Annotated in this window: 14 protein-coding genes; 2 read left to right on the top strand and 12 right to left on the bottom strand. The window is 60.7% G+C overall.

Annotated elements, in window-relative coordinates:
• Positions 1–62 precede the first annotated feature (62 nt).
• The 10 genes from AC13Q5_RS25990 to AC13Q5_RS25945 form a co-directional block, all read right to left on the bottom strand.
• A complete protein-coding gene (locus AC13Q5_RS25990) occupies positions 63–1,460 on the bottom strand; it encodes an amidohydrolase family protein (RefSeq protein ID WP_488503644.1) in 1,398 nt (465 codons plus the stop codon).
• A 7-nt stretch (positions 1,461–1,467) separates the two neighbouring features.
• Positions 1,468–2,391 (bottom strand): LysR family transcriptional regulator, encoded by a 924-nt coding sequence (locus AC13Q5_RS25985; protein ID WP_075852747.1) that lies wholly within the window; start codon positions 2,389–2,391, stop codon positions 1,468–1,470.
• Positions 2,392–2,426: 35 nt separating this feature from the next.
• Positions 2,427–3,203, bottom strand: coding sequence for an enoyl-CoA hydratase-related protein (locus AC13Q5_RS25980; RefSeq protein WP_488503643.1), 777 nt, complete (start codon positions 3,201–3,203; stop codon positions 2,427–2,429).
• Positions 3,200–4,357 (bottom strand): CaiB/BaiF CoA transferase family protein, encoded by a 1,158-nt coding sequence (locus tag AC13Q5_RS25975; protein ID WP_488503642.1) that lies wholly within the window; start codon positions 4,355–4,357, stop codon positions 3,200–3,202. The genes AC13Q5_RS25980 and AC13Q5_RS25975 overlap by 4 nt, the downstream gene beginning before the upstream one ends.
• Positions 4,354–5,712 (bottom strand): FAD-dependent oxidoreductase, encoded by a 1,359-nt coding sequence (locus tag AC13Q5_RS25970; RefSeq protein ID WP_488503641.1) that lies wholly within the window; start codon positions 5,710–5,712, stop codon positions 4,354–4,356. Before AC13Q5_RS25970 ends, AC13Q5_RS25975 begins: the two co-directional genes overlap by 4 nt.
• Before the next feature lie 25 nt (positions 5,713–5,737).
• Complete coding sequence (locus tag AC13Q5_RS25965; RefSeq protein WP_488503640.1) at positions 5,738–6,571, bottom strand: ABC transporter permease; 834 nt, start codon at positions 6,569–6,571, stop codon at positions 5,738–5,740.
• On the bottom strand, positions 6,568–7,386 hold the full coding sequence (locus AC13Q5_RS25960; protein WP_488503639.1) for an ABC transporter ATP-binding protein: 819 nt from the start codon (positions 7,384–7,386) through the stop codon (positions 6,568–6,570). Before AC13Q5_RS25960 ends, AC13Q5_RS25965 begins: the two co-directional genes overlap by 4 nt.
• Positions 7,387–7,391: 5 nt before the next feature.
• Positions 7,392–8,426: an ABC transporter substrate-binding protein gene (locus tag AC13Q5_RS25955; protein WP_457882427.1), complete on the bottom strand. Its 1,035-nt coding sequence runs from the start codon at positions 8,424–8,426 to the stop codon at positions 7,392–7,394.
• A gap of 207 nt (positions 8,427–8,633) precedes the next feature.
• Complete coding sequence (locus tag AC13Q5_RS25950; RefSeq protein ID WP_457882426.1) at positions 8,634–9,674, bottom strand: ABC transporter permease; 1,041 nt, start codon at positions 9,672–9,674, stop codon at positions 8,634–8,636.
• Entirely contained in the window at positions 9,674–11,155 is a 1,482-nt protein-coding gene (locus tag AC13Q5_RS25945; protein ID WP_488503638.1) for a sugar ABC transporter ATP-binding protein, read from the bottom strand. The genes AC13Q5_RS25950 and AC13Q5_RS25945 overlap by 1 nt, the downstream gene beginning before the upstream one ends.
• 337 nt (positions 11,156–11,492) lie before the next feature.
• Here AC13Q5_RS25945 and AC13Q5_RS25940 point away from each other — a divergent pair, with 337 nt between their 5' ends.
• Positions 11,493–11,642: a hypothetical protein gene (locus AC13Q5_RS25940; RefSeq protein ID WP_159444774.1), complete on the top strand. Its 150-nt coding sequence runs from the start codon at positions 11,493–11,495 to the stop codon at positions 11,640–11,642.
• 83 nt (positions 11,643–11,725) lie between these two features.
• Here the strand turns inward: AC13Q5_RS25940 and AC13Q5_RS25935 are convergent, their stop codons facing one another.
• Together AC13Q5_RS25935 and AC13Q5_RS25930 are read right to left on the bottom strand one after the other, a co-directional pair.
• The gene (locus AC13Q5_RS25935) at positions 11,726–13,609 is read right to left on the bottom strand and encodes an MFS transporter (protein ID WP_075852739.1); all 1,884 of its coding nucleotides are present in this window, start codon (positions 13,607–13,609) and stop codon (positions 11,726–11,728) included.
• Between the two features lie 370 nt (positions 13,610–13,979).
• Positions 13,980–15,179 (bottom strand): MFS transporter, encoded by a 1,200-nt coding sequence (locus tag AC13Q5_RS25930; protein WP_488503637.1) that lies wholly within the window; start codon positions 15,177–15,179, stop codon positions 13,980–13,982.
• 451 nt (positions 15,180–15,630) lie between these two features.
• Here AC13Q5_RS25930 and AC13Q5_RS25925 point away from each other — a divergent pair, with 451 nt between their 5' ends.
• Positions 15,631–17,190: a B12-binding domain-containing radical SAM protein gene (locus tag AC13Q5_RS25925; protein ID WP_488503636.1), complete on the top strand. Its 1,560-nt coding sequence runs from the start codon at positions 15,631–15,633 to the stop codon at positions 17,188–17,190.
• Positions 17,191–17,329 lie beyond the last annotated feature (139 nt).

Raw genomic sequence — 17,329 nt, 5'->3', positions numbered from 1 at the left:
AAGGATGGCCTGATCGGGCATCTCTGCGGCTGTTCGCATGGTGGTCGCCGCTTTTCACGATGTCAGGATATCCCGGGCCAGGTGGCATAATAAGTGCGCGTCGCCTGCGATAATGCGTTGGCGAGCGGTCGTTGCTTCTCAAGTCTCGGTCGATCGGCCCTTGCCTGTGCCAGGAGTTCAGATAGAGCGGCGTCGAAGTCGATGCCGGTCAAGTCACCCTCGCGCATCACCTCCCGGCCAGCGACGATGAGCCCTCTCGCATATCGCGCGCTCATGCGGGTCAACAGGACCTCCGCTTCGTCGATGTCATCGAACAGCGAATCGGCGGTCAGGCCCTGATAATCGATGATGGTGTAATCCTCCGCGCCCCTGGCGTTGATGACGTGACCGCCAACCCGGATTGCTGCGTCGAATATATTCTTGGCCGTCAACTGCCGTGTCAGGCTGCGCCCGCCGTGCAGGAGATAGAGGAGGCGCATTTCTCGCCAAAGATCCTGATCATCGTCCAGCCCGGTGCCGTCGAGGCCTATGGCGAAGGCGGGGCCGTCGCGTTCGACCGCCGATGCGATCGGAGCGACGCCTGAGCGAAGACGCAGATTGGCCGTGGGGTTGCTGACGAGCCGCACGCCGCGTTCGGCCAGCAATTCCAGCTCATCGGGACGCAATTGGACGCCATGAGCGACCGCGAGTCGAGGCGACAGGAAGCCTATCCTATCGAGATAATTGACGACGCCCTCAGGAAAGCGGCGGTCGAGCCACAGGCGTTGGCGCGGGCTTTCGAGCAGGTGCATATGAATGCGCCGATCATGGCGCTCCGAGGCCTCGGCGATGGCCTCCAGTAGCGCATTGGAGCACCATTGCGGCCCGATCGGCCCATACTGCACATCGATCAGCGGACTGGCATTGGCAGCAGCAACCGCCTCGACGGCGGCTAGCTGTGTAGAGATCGGCGCGTAGATCGGAATGGTCTGCTCCAACGCCTGCCAGTCGCCCGCCGAGAGAAAGGGCTTGAGGCGCTGCGGCCCACCATCATAGGCCCAGGCATCGTGGTCGAGTAGTGGACAAGAAAGCCCAAGCCGGATGCCGATATCGCCGGCGGCCCGCATGACGGCGCCTGCCTCGTCGACAAGACGATCGACATTGAGCGAGTTATGGCAGTGCATGGTCGCGCCGACGCCGGTTCTGGCAAGCCGGCCGAAGGCGACGAGCGCTTCAAGATAGGGATCCGTGCGTGGCCGCAGCCTCAGGCCCGGTATCCACACTTCCAGCGCGTCATCGACGGCGCCAAAATCGAGCGTGCGGATGCCATAGCCATGATCATGGGCGTTGACGGGCGAGGGGAGAATGAGATCGCCGGGCTGCGCAGCTATGACGCCGAATTGCGGTGGCAGGTCTGCCAATCTGTCGAAGCGCGTAGCCGGACCATGGCCAGGAGATTCCAGAAGGCGGATCTTTGACATGCTTTCCTCATCTGCCGGCAATGGTTCTTAAATTCTCACCGAGCTTGCGCAATTCGGTATCTAGAAGCGTGATGACTGCTTGGCTGGCATGAGTCAGATGCCGGTCGCGTGGCACGAAAATGCCGATATCCACAGCGCTGAGCTTGAAGTCCCGGATCGGGATGGCAACGATTTCGCCCGTCTGGATTTCCGGCCAGAGTCCCACCGGGGTAAAAAAGCCAACGCCGTCACCTGACATGATCAGCGGTTTGAGGAGGATCGGATTGTTGGATGCGACCAGCGTTCGCCCCACGCGATTGAGCGCTGCAAGTTCGATTGCTATTGCCGAACTGACGACTTCGCTGTCGAGCGCCAGAAGGAGCTTGTATTGGGCGCATTCCGGCAGAGTCACGGATTTCGCCCGCGCCAGTGGATGCGATGAGGCGACCATGGCCATGAAGGCCGTGCGGATCGAGCCGACAAGCTTCAGATCATGCGGGGTCGCAAGGTCGAAGCTGATGCCGATATCGATGTCGCCGGCCGCCATGAAATGGAAAATATTGTTGTAGGCTCCTGCTCGGACGCGAAAATCCACCGCGGGATGCAGCCTGTGAAACTTCTTGATGAAATCGGGAAGAAACGTGATGAGTAGACTGTCAAGGGCCGCGATATGGACGCGACCGGTATTCTTTCCCTGAAGGTCGCCGAGATTGGACTTCATTACCTCGAAGTCCTGCAGCGTCTCCCTCGCATGCCGTAGCACGATTTCGCCGGCTGATGTCAGCCGCAGCCCGTCGGAGAAGCGCTCGAACAATGGCGTCCCGAGCTCGTCTTCCAATTTCTTGATCTGACGACTGACGGCGGAGGTCGCAACGTGCAGTTCATCGGATGCCTTGCGGATCGATCCGGAGCGGGCGACCTCGGCGAAATACTTCAGAATGCTGGCATGCATGAAAAGCCCTCGGCAATCTCGAAGCTATAGCATGCCTATCTGCCCTGCCAAACCGGCGCCCGCTTCTCGCGGAATGCCGCGACACCTTCCATCGCATCCTCGCTTTTCAAAGCCTTGATCAGGGCCGGCGTCCTTAGCGCCTGCGCCTCGGCCGGGCTCAGATGCGCCGTGCGATTGACCGTCTGCTTGATTGCCCGCAGCGACAGCGGTGCACAGGCGACGATGTCTGCAACCCAGCGATCGACGACAGCGTCGAGTTCGCCGGCGGAGACGACTTCGTTGACGATGCCATAGCTCGCCATTTCCTGCGCGCCGAACTGCCGTCCCGTCAGCATCACGGCCATGGCACGATTGAAGGGAATCTTGCGCTGCAAAAGTACCATGCCGCCATCAAGCGGCATGCGTCCGACGCGCGCTTCCGGCAGGCCAAAACGTGCCGTCTCCACGGCAATGACGATATCGCAGCCAAGCACCATCTCGAAGCCGCCACCCAGCGCATAGCCGTTGACGCGCGCGATCACCGGCACGTCGAGCGAGCGGCGGAAGGCGAGGCCGCCAAAGCCATTTTCGCGCCCGACCGTCCAGTAGTCGACACCGGAGCTACCACTTCCGCCCTTCAGATCGGCACCCGCGCAAAAGGCTTTCTCGCCGGAACCGGTCAGGACAACGCAGCTGATGTCGTCGCGCTGTTCGATCTCCGTCCAGATTGCCTCGAGCCTCGCTTCGGTCTCGGCATCGACAGCGTTCATCCGCTCCGGCCGGTCGAGCGTGACGCGGGCGACGCGATCCTCTACGGTGAAGGAGACGCTCATGCGGCGTCTCCCTGCACCTCGGAAAGCGAAGCCAGAATTTCCTCGTTGTGCTGGCCGAGCTGGGGCGGTGCGATCCGCACGGTGACGTGGGCGGCCGACATGTCGATCGGCGAACCGATGAGGCGGATCGGGCCGGCGGCCGTCTCGCCGGCCTCGAGGATCATCTTGTTGATGATCGTCTGTTCGTCCTTCAGCGCCTCGGGGAGTGAACGGACCGGCGCGCAGAGAATGTCGACGCCTTCCAGCCGCGCGATCCAGTGCGCGGTGCTGTTCTTGGCGAAATTCTCGCGGAAGATCGCCTGCAATTCCGGCCGCCGCGCCATCTGCGCATCGAAATCCTTGTATTGCGGATATTGCGAGAGGTCTTCGATCTCAAGAGCCTCACAGATATCGCGCAACGGGTTCGGCTTGAAGGCGCCCACCATGACGATTGCGCTGTCCGTCGTCTCGAAGACGCCCGTCAGCGGGAAGGCGCCCCAGTTCAGGTCCTTCTGACGCATCAGATGCGTCGTGCCTTCCTGCATTTGCATGGCGATCATGGAGTTGTAGAGGCTGACGGCGACCTGCTGTCCCTCTCCCGTCTTGTCGCGTTGCAGAAGTGCAAGGAGAATGCCCTGGACGAGGTGCATGCCAGCCGAATAGTCGGCCAGCGGCGTGGCATAGATCGAGGTGGGGTGGCTGTTGTCCGACTTGCGACGCATGACTCCGGAAACGGCCTGCGCCAGGACGTCCTGGCCGCCCTTGTGCTGGTAGGGACCTGTCAGCCCGAAGCCGGTGCCGACGGCATAGATCAGCCGCGGATTGATCTTCTTCAGATCTTCATAGCCGAAGCCCATGCGCTCCATGACGCCAGGCCTGAAGTTGTTGACGACCACGTCGGCCGTTTCAAGCAGGGCCTGGACCGTCTTGCGGGCGCTGGCTTCCTTCAGATCGAGTGCCAGGCTCTTCTTGTTGCGGTTCAAGGAGCAGAAGACCGGGTTGTTGAGGCCATCGGGGTCGGAGCCGAGCGACCAGCGTGAGAGATCGCCGATCTTCACCTTCTCGATCTTGATGACTTCGGCACCATAGTCGGCCAGCACCTGCGTGCAGGATGGACCGAGCATGACCTGCGTGAAGTCGATCACGCGGATTCCGTCGAGTGGCAAGGTGGTCATTCTGCTGCCTCCAAATATGTCGCGTTCTCCGAGGGGATGTCGCCGGGATCGGCGCCCTGGGCTCGCATCTGTTTCTGAATTGCCCGGATATCGGCCTTGCGAACGGTCGTCCCGGTATTGAGGGCGACGGTTGCGGCGACACCCGCCGCTTCGCCCATCGCCATGCAGGGCGGGATTTCGCGGCTGGATTTCTGCGCCTGCGGCGTTGAAGAATAATGCCGGCCGGCGACGATCAGCTGGTCGATTTCCTTCGGCAGCATGGAGCGGTAGGGCGTGTAATAATCGCGGCCGCGGCAGACCGTGTCGACGAAATGGCGGCGGGTCATGACGTCGTCCTTCGTCACGACATAATCCCCCTGCAGCAGCCGCGTCTGGCGTACACCGGTCTGCGGCGCGAAATCGACGACATAGGCATTCTCGAAGCCGGGCATCTTTTCCCGTGCGAAATCGAGGAGTTTTGCGATCCGCGAGCGGCCTTCCATCTCGGCCTTGGTCAGGTCGTCGACCTTCAGACCGCTCAAGGTCGGCATATGCGGGCAGTTCAGCCAGACGACACCGGGCAGCGGCGTCTTAAGCCACCAGAAGGACCAGCAACCGCCGATCAGCCGTTTGGCTTCGTGATCGAGCGCCTTGAAGGCTTCCGGCTCCTGCTGTTCGAAACGTTCCGCCGCGTCCGTATCGATCCCGCCCCAGCGCGACACCGTCGTCAGGATGAAGTTGGATTCGATGTGGGAAGCACCTGCGCTTGCGGCGACATCGAGATCGCCCGTCGTGTCGATGACGACATCGCCGAGGATCGCCTGCATGCCTTCCTTCGTCTGGCAGATGACGCCCTTGATCGCTCCACCTTCGACGATCGCCGAGGAGAACCAGCTATGCGTTCTGAGTTTGATCTTGGATTCCGCGATCATATCGTAGGCGGCACGCTTGAAGGCGTCGGGATCGAAGGCAGCCGAAAAGCAGATCGGATGCGGCATCGACTGGGTGTGGAAATCGAAAAGCCCCCAGCGCGCCCAGCGCTGCCAGGCCTCCGGCGTGTCGCGGAATTCGATCAGCCGATCGCGGTCGGTCGGCGTTACGCAGAGCCCCCAGCGCTTCATGCGCTCGATCATCTCCATGCAGATGCCGCGCACGGTAATTTCGAGCTCGTTGATCATGTCGTCGAGCACCAGCACCATGCCGCCGGCGGCAAGCCCGCCGACATAGGGATAGCGTTCGAGAAGCGTGACGCTGGCGCCATTGCGTGCGGCCGACACGGCCGCGGCAATCCCTGCCGGGCCACCGCCGACCACGACGACATCGGAGCGATCGACGACACGGATATCCCGTGCAGGCTGATGAATAACCTGTTCCATTGGAGTTCCCTCGATGTTTTAAGCTTTAGTGTTGGCCGGCCGGCTTCCAGCGGATCATCTTCGCCTCGGCGACCGAGACGATGAAGAAGAGGATCACGGCAAGCAGGGCGGCGATCACGACCGTTGCGTAAAGCAGCGGCGAGCGGAAATTATAGGTCGCCTCGATGATGAGAGCGCCAAGCCCGAAGCTGGAGCCGATCCATTCCGCGACGATCGCCCCCATGACACTGCTGGTCGCAGCGATCTTCAAGGCAGCGAAGAGGAATGGCAGGGAGCTGGGGAGGCGAACCTTCCAGAGGATTTCGGAGTTGCTGGCCGAAAGCACGCGCATCAAGTCGAGCATGGCCGGGCTGGCGGAGCGAAGTCCCTGGACCATGTTGACCAGCGTCGGAAAGAAGCAGATCAGGCCGGCGATGATGATCTTCGGGGCGACGCCATTGCCGAAGATCAAAACGAGGATCGGGGCGAGCGCGATGATCGGGATCGCCTTGACGAAGACGGCGATTGGATAGAACGCCTTTTCGGCAGTTGCGCTGTGGACGAACCAGATCGCCAGCAGGATGGCGACGAGATTGCCGAAGACGAAGCCGAGAACGGCCTCGAGCACCGTCGGCAGGACGTTTCTCGTCAGCGTCGCGGCATTGTCGCGAAAGGCATAAAGGACGTCGAGCGGGCTTGGCGCCATGAAGGTCGGGATCTTGAAGATCCAGATGACCGCTTGCCACAGCACAATGCAGCCGAGTGCGGCAAGGATTGCCGGCATGTGCGAAGAAAGAACGCCGACCGTCGCGTCGAGGATGGCAACCTTGCGCGGCGCCTTGGCCACGCGACTGAAGTCAGAGTGCACGGCGTTGCTCATATGCATTCCTCCAGCAGCGCGCGCAGATGCGCCGTCGCCTTGATGAAATCGACCGTGTCGCGCATCGCAAGCGAGCGCGGATAGGGAAGATCGACCTTCATGAATTCCTTCACCCTGCCGGGGTGGGCCTGGAGCATCAGCACATGCTGACCGAGGAAAACCGCCTCCGGGATGGAATGGGTCACGAAAACGATGGTCGTGCCCGTTTCGCGCCAGATGCGCAGGAGTTCCTCGTTGAGCTTGTCGCGGGTGATCTCGTCCAGCGCGCCGAAGGGCTCGTCCATCAGCAGGATTCGCGGCTTGGTCACCAGGGCGCGGGCGATAGCGACGCGCTGGCGCATGCCACCCGACAATTCGTGCGGCAGGGCCTTCTCGCGTCCCTTGAGGCCGACAAGCGCCAGCAGCTCCATGGGATCGGCATAGGAACTCTTGTCATGTCTGCCGACTTCCAGCGGCAGGCGAACGTTGTCAATGACGCTTCGCCACGGCAAAAGCGTCGCTTCCTGGAAGACGAAGGCGAAGTCACGCCCCTGGCGCGCCTCGCGTGGCGGGCGGCCGAAAACCGAGACCGAACCGGCGCTGATGTCAACGAGGTCGGCAATACAGCGCAGCAAGGTCGACTTGCCGCAGCCGGACGGCCCTAGCATCGTCACGAACGACCCTTCCGGAATATCGACGGAGACATTGGAGAGGGCGGTGAATTCATTGCCCTTGTCGCCGAAGCGGATGTCGAGATCGCGAATGGAAACGGCAAGCCTTGCCGTTTCGGCTGCCGGTAGCGGCTGCGGCTGCTTGATGGTGGCGGCGCTCATCATGGCGTTCACCCGATCTGCTTGCGGATTTCTGTCGTCGCGTCGAGGATCGCCATGGTGGCGACATCGTCGACGGTCGGTGTGGCGCCGGTAAACTGCTTGAGATCGGCATAGGCCTTGATCTGCGCTGCCCAATTGTCCTTGTTCATCGCGCCCCAGCCGGTCTGCTTGGTGCTGTCGCCGAAGGAGAAATCGATGACGGGGTGGACGGCCTCGAGTTCGCTCGCCTTGTCGAGATTGGGATAGGCATCGACGAGCATGTCGACCGCCTCTTCCGGATGGTCGCGGACATAGCCCCAGCCCTTGGCGGCAGCCGTTGTGAAGCGCACCAGCACATCGGAATGTTTGTCGAGCTGCTCGTCGGTGGTGTAGTAGACGTTGGCGTAGAGCTGCAAGCCCGCATCCCAGAGCATCATGTCGACGCGCTCGTCGCCGAGCACCTTCAGTGCGTTGGTATTCGTCACCCAGCCGGTGACGGCATCGGCCTGGCCGGTGATCAACTGGTTCATGTCTGAACCCATGTTGACCATCTTCACCTTGTCTTCCGGAATGCCGTTTTTGGCGAGCAGCGCGCGCAGAAGAATGAAGGCCGTCGGCTGCGTGGCGATGGTCTTGCCGATCATGTCCTTCGGCTCGCGGATCGGCGCCTTCTTCAGCGAGAAATATGTAAAGGGATGCTTGCGATATCCGGCAAGAAACGCCTTGACCGGCATGCCGGCCGAGCGCGCGAGCATGACGGACGGGCTTGAGGAAATCTGGCCGATGGTGGATTGTCCGGCTGCCACACCGGCGACGCCATCGACATTCGGACCGCCGGGGACGATGGTGAGATTGATGCCCTGCTCGGTGAAGAAGCCCTTCTTCTGGGCTGCGACCTCGCCGATCAGGCCGTTCGAGGCAAGCCAGCCGAGCTGCATGCGAACCTCGGCGACATCGGCCGCCTTGCCGGCGCGAATGCCGACGAAAGTCTGCGTTGCGGCGAGACCTCCGACTAAGGCAGCGTTGGACAGGAAGCGGCGGCGATTCATCATGAATTGTGACATTCTGACAGTTCCCCTGTTGATTGGGCGATCGGACTTTGCGTCTCGTTATCCACCAATGCCGGGATGATGGGGGAATTCAGTGTTCTAATAAAGAACAATTATGCGCACTATCGATTGCCGAAAAGGCAACGGTCAGCATGCGCCAAGATGCTGCAGATCGATCTGCAGCCCGATAACAACTGGAGAGTATGCGGCCCTGCGGCGCCTTCAGCCGAGCGTCTTGCTCCGGCCAATCCCATAGGTGAGCGCGAGTGCACCGACAAGGACAGCACCCTTGATGAAATCCTGTGTGTAATAGGGCGCGTTCAGCATCGTCAGGCCGTTCAGAAGCACGCCGACGAAGACTGCGCCGATCGTCGTGCCGAGGACGTTCGGACGGCGCAGGCCAAGAACGGCAAAGCCGATGAGCGAGGCTGCCACCGAATCCATCAATAGCGAGGCGCCGGAGGAGACATCGCCACGGCCGACGCGAGCGGCGACAATGATGCCGCCAAGGGAGGCGAGCACACCCGAAAGCACATAGGCGAAGGTCTTCAGGCGCGCGATATTGGCGCCGGCCAGCCGTGTCGCGGCCTCATTGCCGCCGGTGGCGTAAAGAAGGCGACCGAGGCGCGTGCGTTCGGTCAGCACGAAGAGCACGAGCGCCACGACGAGCATCAGAATGACCGGGAAGGGAACGGTGCCGAACAGGCTCGATCGGCCGATCGTCAGGAAGGCCGGATCGACCTTGCCGGTCGCCTTCGTCCCATCGGGAAGGATCAAGCCCACCGAGATCGAACGTCCCGCTGTCGGGATCAGCTGCAGCCCGGTGAGCAGGAACATGGTGGAGAGTGTCGCGAGCAGATCCGGCACCCTCAGTCGAACGATCAACAGGGCATTGGCGAGCCCGACGCTCGCGCCGAAGGCAAGCACCAGCGGCACGGTCTCATAGACATTGAGGTTCCATACGATCATGGCATAGCTCGCGGCCATGACGCTGGAGGCAGCCACGGCGCCGACGGAAAGATCGAAGCCGCCGATGGCGAGCGTCACCGTCACCCCGGCGCCGATGATGGCGACGACAGAAACCGCCTGCAGGATGCTCATCAGATTGTTGATGTTGATGAAGGCCGGCTGCGCGAAGCTGAAGACGATGACGAGGGCAAGGAGGAGCAGAAATACCGCTCCCCGCCGCACCAATTCCTGCGGCGATATCGTATGGTTCGCCTGCCTGATCTGTTCGGGGATCTCGGCGGTGCCTTCACTCATCAGACATATTCCTTGTTCTGCAGGCCGCTGGCCGTCACATCGGCGATCTCTCTCAGGCCATGATGTTCCATCACCAGCACTCGGTCGGCGACTTCGAGCGCCTCTTCCGGATCGGATGTGGCGATCAGGGTGGCGCGGTCGGTATGGGCGCGTATGGCGGCGATAATGTCCTGGCGGGCGCCGACATCGACCCCTTGGAATGGCTCGTCGAGCAGCAGCAGTCGGCTCGCCTCGGCCTCCCAGCGTGCGAGGACGACCTTTTGCTGATTGCCGCCGGAAAGCGACCAGACGGATGCCTCGGGGCCAGAGGCCTTGATGCCGAGGCGCCGGATGGCTTTTTCCCCCTCGCGGCTCTCCCGCGCGGAAAACAGGAAGCCCGAAGGATACCATTGCTTCAGATGCGGCAGGCTGATCGTCGCTGCAATGCTCTCCCCCGGCCAGTCCGACGGCATGAGCGAAGAGCGATGCCGGTCGGCGGCGGCCATGACGACGCCACGCGCGATTGCATCGGCAGGCGAGGCTGGTTGAAATGCGGTGCCATCCAAACGTGCGGTGCCCGCCGCAAAACGGTCGAGGCCAAAAAGGGTTGATAGGAGCCGGCTCTTGCCGGCGCCGAGAACGCCGGTAATGGCGACGACCTCGCCAGCATGAAGCCTGAGATCGATCGGTGGGCTGTCGGCAAGCAGCTGCGCACCCTGAAGTTCCAGTATGGTTCGGTCGAACTGCCCCCGACGCTGCGGGCGAGCCGCTTTCATCGAACGGCCGATCATGGTTTCGATGGCCGCATCGAAGTCGATCGGTTGCGAGAAAGCGCCGACATTGCGGCCGCCCCGCAGGACAACCACCCGATCGGCCAGCGCATCGAGATCGGCCGTGCGATGCGAGATATAGAGAATGCCCAGACCGCGCGCCTTCAGCCGGCGCACGATGTCATAGAGTCTAGCCGTCTCGCGTGCAGACAGGCTTGCGGTGGGCTCGTCCAGGATCAGCAGCTGCGCCTTGTTGGCAAGGGCGCGGGCAATGGCGACCATCTGCCGGTCGGCCGTGCCGAGATCGCCAAAATCCCGGTCGAGCGGCAGATCGAAGCCGGCTTCGGCCAGGATGGCTTCCGCCTTTCTCCGCACCGAACGTTTCGACAGAAAGAAAGGCTGGCGTCCGTCGACGAATTGATTGAGCAGCAGCGCGTCTGCGACCGAAAGGCCGGCCACGCCGACGACGTCGGTCGACTGATGTACGGTGACGACGCCCCGCGCCGTTGCCTCGGCTGGGCTTTCCGGGCGATAGTCCGAGCCATTCCAATGGATCCTGCCTGAATCGGCTCGGTGAATGCCGGACAGGATTTTTACCAGTGTCGACTTGCCCGCGCCGTTGGCTCCCATCAGTGCGACGATTTCGCCGTGATCGACGATCAGGGACGCTCCTGCCAGGGCCTGTGTCGAGCCGAAAGCAAGCGAGAGATTTTGGGCATCAAGCAAGGTCATGAGCAAGGGTTCGGTGATCGTTTGCGATACTCGTAAGCCGCCGACCGTCAATCACAAGGGCGCGCCTTGCTTTGTTCACTTAATCTATAGAATAAATTTTTACTGGGCTTTGGTTCGCCTCTGTCAGGGGGCCGGATGGGTTGATGGCGAGGTCGATCAAACGCCGTCCGGGTCAGCTAACCGGGAGTTTAATTTGTCCGAAAGTTCGAGAGAGCCGAAAAACTCTCCCTTTAATCTACTAATTTTATAGATAATATAAAACGCTTGAATATCAAGAATTTCCGTGATCGCGACGGCGTACGTTTCGCCCATGTAGAAACATTTGGCAGGAGTTTTTATGGATACAGTGCTCTACCTCGCTTCTCTCGCAACTCGGCCAAGCCTTGCCGCGACCAAGCGCATCTGGTCGATCTTGCAGCATTTCCTGGCAGGCTTGATGGTCCTCTTTTCCCTTTTGGTGCTGCTGCACGCGCTTTGCGGAAGCTGAGGCTTCGAGCTTGGATCAAGAGTTGGCGAGACGAGACAAAGAAAGGCCCGGCGTGCCGCATCTGAACGCCGGGCCTTATGTGTTTACTTGATGCTGTTCAGATCGACGCCCTTGGTTTCGCGAACGAAGATCAGGCCGATGACAAGGGTCATCGCAGCGATCGCGATCGGGTACCAGAGGCCATAATAGATATCGCCCTTGGCGGCGCTCATGGCGAAGACCGTTGCGGGCAGCAGGCCGCCGAACCAGCCATTGCCGATATGATAGGGCAGCGACATGCCGGTATAGCGGATGCGGGTCGGGAACATTTCCACGAGAATGGCGGCAATCGGCCCATAGACCATCGTCACATAGATGACGAGGATCGTCAGGATAGCGATCGTCAGAGGCCAGTTGATCGCCGCGGGATCGGCAACCATCTTGAAGGCACCACCATTGGCGATGGTGTAGACCGGCATGTCGGTAGCGCCACCAGCCTGATCTGCCGTCAACAGCTTCGCCTTGACGAGGTCCGCAACCGGTGTGACCGTCTTGTCACCCGCCCGCACGGTTGCCGCGTTGAGCCCGAGTTCGGGGTTGGCGGCGATGAAAGCATCCAGCTTGGCGTCCGGCACCTTGGCGGCGTCGCGTGCCAGCGGGAAACCGGCCTTTTGCAGGGCGAGGTTCATGTCATGCGTGAATACCGCGCTCTTTGCCGCCGCACCGGCACCTGCCGCCGTGGCATCATATGACGTTATGGTCGTATCGCCGACTTTGACGGTTGCCGGCTGCCCGGCTGGCCCTTCGGCGATCGTGTAGGGCACGGACGACTTCGACAAGAAGGACGTGGCAATGTCGCACGAATTGTTGAATTTGGCGGTTCCCACAGGATTGAACTGGAAGGTGCAATCGCCAGGCGCAGCCGTCACGGTGGCCCGGATGGTTTGTTCGGCTTGGGCGAGCGCTGGATTTGCGGCATGGGTCAGCGCCTTGAACAGCGGGAAGTAGGTCAGGATCGCCAGTGCAAGGCCCGCCATGATGATCGGCTTGCGACCGATCTTGTCGGACAGCCAGCCGAAGACGACGAAGAAGCCGCTGCCGATCAGAAGCGCAATCGCGATCATGATGTTGACCGACTGGCCGTCGACCTTCAGCACGCTCTGCAGGAAGAATAACGAGTAGAACTGGCCGGCATACCAGACGACTGCCTGACCAGCGGTAAGGCCGAGCAAGGCGATCAGGGCGATCTTCGCATTCTTCCACTGGCCGAAGGCCTCGGAGAGCGGAGCCTTGGAGCCTTTGCCTTCTTCCTTCATCTTCTTGAATGCGGGCGATTCACTGAGTGACAGCCGTATCCAGACGGAGATGGCGAGCAGAACGCAAGACAAGAGGAAGGGGATGCGCCAGCCCCAGGCGGCAAAGGCATCCTTGCCGACGGCGTTCTGCACGACGAGGACAACGATCAGCGACAGGAACAGGCCAAGCGTCGCCGTCGTCTGTATCCAGGACGTGTAGTAGCCGCGCTTATTGTCGGGTGCATGCTCGGCGACATAAGTCGCAGCGCCACCGTATTCGCCACCGAGCGCCAGACCCTGCAACAGGCGAAGGATAATGAGGATGACCGGTGCGATGATGCCCCAGCTCGCCGAGCCGGGAAGGACGCCGACCAGGAAGGTCGAAAGGCCCATGATCAGGATCGTGACGAGGAAGGTATATTTGCGTCCCACGAGGTCGCCGATCCGCCCGAAGACAAGGGCGCCGAACGGCCGCACGAGAAAGCCGGCCGCAAAGGCCAGCAAGGCAAAAATGTTACGGGTTGCTTCCGGATAGTCGCTGAAGAAGGCTGTGCCGATAAAGGCAACCAGCGCTCCATAAAGATAGAAATCGTACCATTCGAACACGGTTCCGAGGGAAGAGGCGAAGATGACCTTCTTCTCCTCCCTGGTCATGCCTCGACCGTTCGTCTCGGCCACTGACGTGGTTGCCATGAATCAATCCTCCCAATTGCACCAGGGACATGGTCAAAAAGACCCGTGTCATGTCCCCCATAATGACGTTACGCAGGACTTTCGTGCCGATGGGCGCGGAAAGTCGCGCCAGTGGATGCTCTCCTGATTTCCTCCCCCAGGAGATCAAGCACCTGATGCATGTGCGAGTGTTGGCTAAAAATTGAAAATTGCAATGGCTGCAACCGCGGCCGCTTATGGAAATCTGTGTGTAAGTATCAAGAAATATGAATATGTCATTGCCCCGTCTAATGGCCGGGGCGTGTCGCCGACAAAAGCCATGCCGGGCGCGGCGAAATATGACGCATCCGGCACGGTTCGCAGATGTGATTCCAGGCCTTTTCGGCCCGTCTCAGGCCGTCTGCAGTTGCAGGCGCCGCATTGGCGGAAAGGCAAGCGCGATGGCGGCGGCCCCCAGTCCCACCATGGACGAACCGATGAAGAGCCAGGAATAATTGGCGAAGGTATCGAATATCCACCCGCCGATCAAAGGTCCCGCGGCCATGCCGATGCTCGAGAGCATCGATGCCGCGCCGAAGACGGTGCCGATGACGCGCGGCCCGAAATATTCGCGTGCGAGCACAGCGTAAAGCGGCATGACACCGCCATAGGCACTGCCGAAGATGACTGCCAGCGCATAGAACTCACCGAGTTCGCTGACCAGCAGATAGGTGGCAAGTGCTGCCGCCTGCACCAGCAGGCCAGCGACCAGCACCGGCTTGACGCCGAGCCGATCGGCCAGTGTCCCGTAGAGGAGACGACCTCCAAGACCCGCAAGGCCCTCGACGCTATAGATGCTGACGGCGGCCATAGGCCCCACGCCGCAGACGGTGGCGTAGCTGACCATGTGGAAGATCGGCCCGGAATGGGCAGCGCAGCAGGCAAAGAAGGTGGCGCCGAGGACAAGGAATTGTGGTGAGCGAAAGATCCGGCCAAGCGGCAGGCTCTGCTCCTCCCTCTGTCCGCCCAAACCGGTGGCTTCGGCAAGAACGGGTGCTCGCCGCACAAGCAGTGCCGCCGGTATCAGCAGGACCCAGGCCATGATGCCGATAACGAGCATGGCGAAGCGCCAGTCATAGGCCGAAATCAGGTAGCGGGCAAAAGGCGATACCGTCATCGGCGCAACGCCCATGCCGGCTGAGACCAGCGAGACCGCAAGACCTCTGCCTTCGTCGAACCAGGCTGTCGTCGCCGCGATCATCGGCGCGAAGAAGGCGCTGGCGGCAAGGCCGACGAGAATGCCGTAAGTCAGCTGGAATTGTAGAAGCGAGCCGGCCCGGCTTGCCAGGACAAGCGCAAGCCCGAGCAGCAGTGCGCCGATCACCACCACGATGCGGACGCCGAAACGATCGCTCGCGGCGCCCCAGGCAAAAGCACCAAGGCCCATGGTCAGGAAATTCAGCGTCATGGCGGCGGCGATGCCGGCATGCGACCAGCCTGTCTCGGCAGCGATCGGTACCTGAAAGATCGCCAGGGAAAACATCGCGCCGAGCGCAACACAGGTCATCAGCGCGCCGGCGCCGACAATCACCCAACGATAGGACGAACTCATTTGCAGCTCCCTTCATCCGGTTTAGCCCAGGGCGCGAAAGATCGGATCGTCGTCTTTCGCGGTGTGTTCGCAATAAAGACGATTGCATCGCGGTGATTTCGACATTGCCACCCGAAAAATTTTGATCGGCATCGCGGGCGATGCGTTAAATGCGGGCGATGCGTTTAATAAGACGCCCGCCGACAAGATAGCCGGGACGCAATGGTACGGTTAAACAGCGGTGGCATTCTACAGACATGCGGATGTCGATCCATGGGCATCGCGTCACAGTCGCAGCCGGCATTCCGCCGCCCGGAATTTAATATTGAGCTCATATAGGGCTGCTAAGACAGCCGCCTCGATGCTGGAAGACCCTGCTTCGCCGCCGTAGGGTGGGTGAGCAGCTGCAAATGACATACAGGCTCAAAGCAATACCGAACCAGATCTTCATGTCATGGAGCGGCATATTCATATGGCTCATATCGTCATCATCAATCCGCGTTTCGAAACCTCTTACTGGGGCATGGAGCACGCTCTGCCGCTGTTCGATGTCAAGGCCAATCTTCCGGTGGCCTGCCTGCCCTTGCTGGCGGCGCTGACGCCGGCCGAACATACCGTTACTCTGGTCGATGAAAATATCGAGCCGATAGATTACGGCCTGTGCGAAAAGGCCGACATCGTTGCGCTGACGGGCATGATCGTCCAGCGCTTCAGGATGACGGAAATCCTGACCGAGCTCAAACGGCGCAATTGCTTCACCGTCGTTGGCGGACCATGGGTTACGGTCAAGGAGGATTATTTCGGCAATCTCGTCGATGTCTCCTTCATCGGCGAGGCGGAAGAAACCTGGCCGAAATTCTTGGTTGAATGGCAGGAGGGGCGCCATGCGCGGCGCTATGAACAGTCCGACAGGACGGATATGAGCACAGTCCCTGTGCCGCGCTTCGATCTTCTGAAGATGGATGAATATGCGGTCGGCAGCATCCAGTTCTCGCGCGGCTGTCCTTTCACCTGTGATTTCTGCGATATCATCGTGGTCTTCGGCCGCAAGCCGCGCATCAAGACCAGCGTCCAGGTCATCGCCGAGATGGAGGCCCTGCTCGCCTCCGGAATGGATACGGCCTTCATCGTCGACGACAATCTGATCGGCAACAAGAAGGCGATCAAGGAAGTCCTGCGCGATGTCGTTGCCTGGCAGGAGCGCCATCATTATCCGATGACGTTCCTGACGGAGGCGTCGATCGATCTGGCTGACGATGCCGAGCTGATGCAGCTGATGGTCGACGCCAATATCCGCACCGTCTTCATCGGCATCGAAACGCCGAACGAGGAAGCGCTGCGCGAAACCAAGAAGCTGCAGAACCTGCGCAAGGGCGGGACCATGCTGGAGAAGATCCACACGATCCAGCAGACCGGTATGGAGGTCTGGTGTGGCATGATCCTGGGCTTCGACAGCGATGATGCGACTATCTTCGATGCGCAGCGGGTTTTCATCAAGGATGCGCGCATCGTCAATGCCATGATCGGCATGCTGGCGGCGATCCCGAAGACGCCGCTTTATACGCGCCTCGCCAAGGAAGGCAGGCTCGATCATGACGATCCACCAGCCTACGGCACCAATGTCATTCCGCTCAACCTCTCGCGGGAAACGCTGCGGGACGGATATCTTTCGGTCTTGAGCGATCTGCATCAGCCGGCCGCCTATTTCGATCGGTTGGATGCGCTTTACATCGATGCGCGCATCGAACCGGAAAGTACCCGCTTACGCCACCTGCGCCGCCATCCGCTGCGTTTGCTGGCGCTCAACGCGACATGGGCGTTCGAGGCGGTCGGGATTTTCGTTCGGTTGATGCGCCGGGTGCAGGAGGCGGATTTGCGTGCCACCTATCGCGCGCGGATTTTCAATCTCCTGCGGCATCGGCGATCCCCCGTGGTGCTGCAGATCTACGCGATCAAGTGCGCCATGCATTATCACGCCCATATCATGGTGCAGCAGATGCGCACTGGCGGCGGCATCGTCAATTCGTTCTGATGCAATTTGGCGGCCCGGAACCTCGGTTCGGATATTCGCCCCCTTTTGTCGACAGGTTCTCTTGCGTCGAGAATGGGAGATATCGACTGTTGCCATGAAGCAACATAAGGGCTGCAAATCTACAATTCGAAATTGTGGG

Source organism: Martinezella sp. CNPSo 3964 (assembly GCF_057784375.1).
The sequence above is the reverse complement of the archived record's forward strand: the minus strand, read 5'-3'. Positions and strand labels throughout refer to the sequence as shown.

Bases quoted from the DNA above. Each gene is read 5' to 3' on its own strand.
- AC13Q5_RS25950 (WP_457882426.1), bottom strand. From the start codon at position 9,674: ATGAGTGAAGGCACCGCCGAGATCCCCGAACAGATCAGGCAGGCGAAC.
- AC13Q5_RS25975 (WP_488503642.1), bottom strand. From the start codon at position 4,357: ATGACCACCTTGCCACTCGACGGAATCCGCGTGATCGACTTCACGCAG.
- AC13Q5_RS25985 (WP_075852747.1), bottom strand. From the start codon at position 2,391: ATGCATGCCAGCATTCTGAAGTATTTCGCCGAGGTCGCCCGCTCCGGA.
- AC13Q5_RS25970 (WP_488503641.1), bottom strand. From the start codon at position 5,712: ATGGAACAGGTTATTCATCAGCCTGCACGGGATATCCGTGTCGTCGAT.
- AC13Q5_RS25945 (WP_488503638.1), bottom strand. From the start codon at position 11,155: ATGACCTTGCTTGATGCCCAAAATCTCTCGCTTGCTTTCGGCTCGACA.
- AC13Q5_RS25935 (WP_075852739.1), bottom strand. From the start codon at position 13,609: ATGGCAACCACGTCAGTGGCCGAGACGAACGGTCGAGGCATGACCAGG.
- AC13Q5_RS25990 (WP_488503644.1), bottom strand. From the start codon at position 1,460: ATGTCAAAGATCCGCCTTCTGGAATCTCCTGGCCATGGTCCGGCTACG.
- AC13Q5_RS25925 (WP_488503636.1), top strand. From the start codon at position 15,631: ATGGCTCATATCGTCATCATCAATCCGCGTTTCGAAACCTCTTACTGG.
- AC13Q5_RS25960 (WP_488503639.1), bottom strand. From the start codon at position 7,386: ATGATGAGCGCCGCCACCATCAAGCAGCCGCAGCCGCTACCGGCAGCC.
- AC13Q5_RS25930 (WP_488503637.1), bottom strand. From the start codon at position 15,179: ATGAGTTCGTCCTATCGTTGGGTGATTGTCGGCGCCGGCGCGCTGATG.
- AC13Q5_RS25980 (WP_488503643.1), bottom strand. From the start codon at position 3,203: ATGAGCGTCTCCTTCACCGTAGAGGATCGCGTCGCCCGCGTCACGCTC.
- AC13Q5_RS25955 (WP_457882427.1), bottom strand. From the start codon at position 8,426: ATGTCACAATTCATGATGAATCGCCGCCGCTTCCTGTCCAACGCTGCC.
- AC13Q5_RS25940 (WP_159444774.1), top strand. From the start codon at position 11,493: ATGGATACAGTGCTCTACCTCGCTTCTCTCGCAACTCGGCCAAGCCTT.
- AC13Q5_RS25965 (WP_488503640.1), bottom strand. From the start codon at position 6,571: ATGAGCAACGCCGTGCACTCTGACTTCAGTCGCGTGGCCAAGGCGCCG.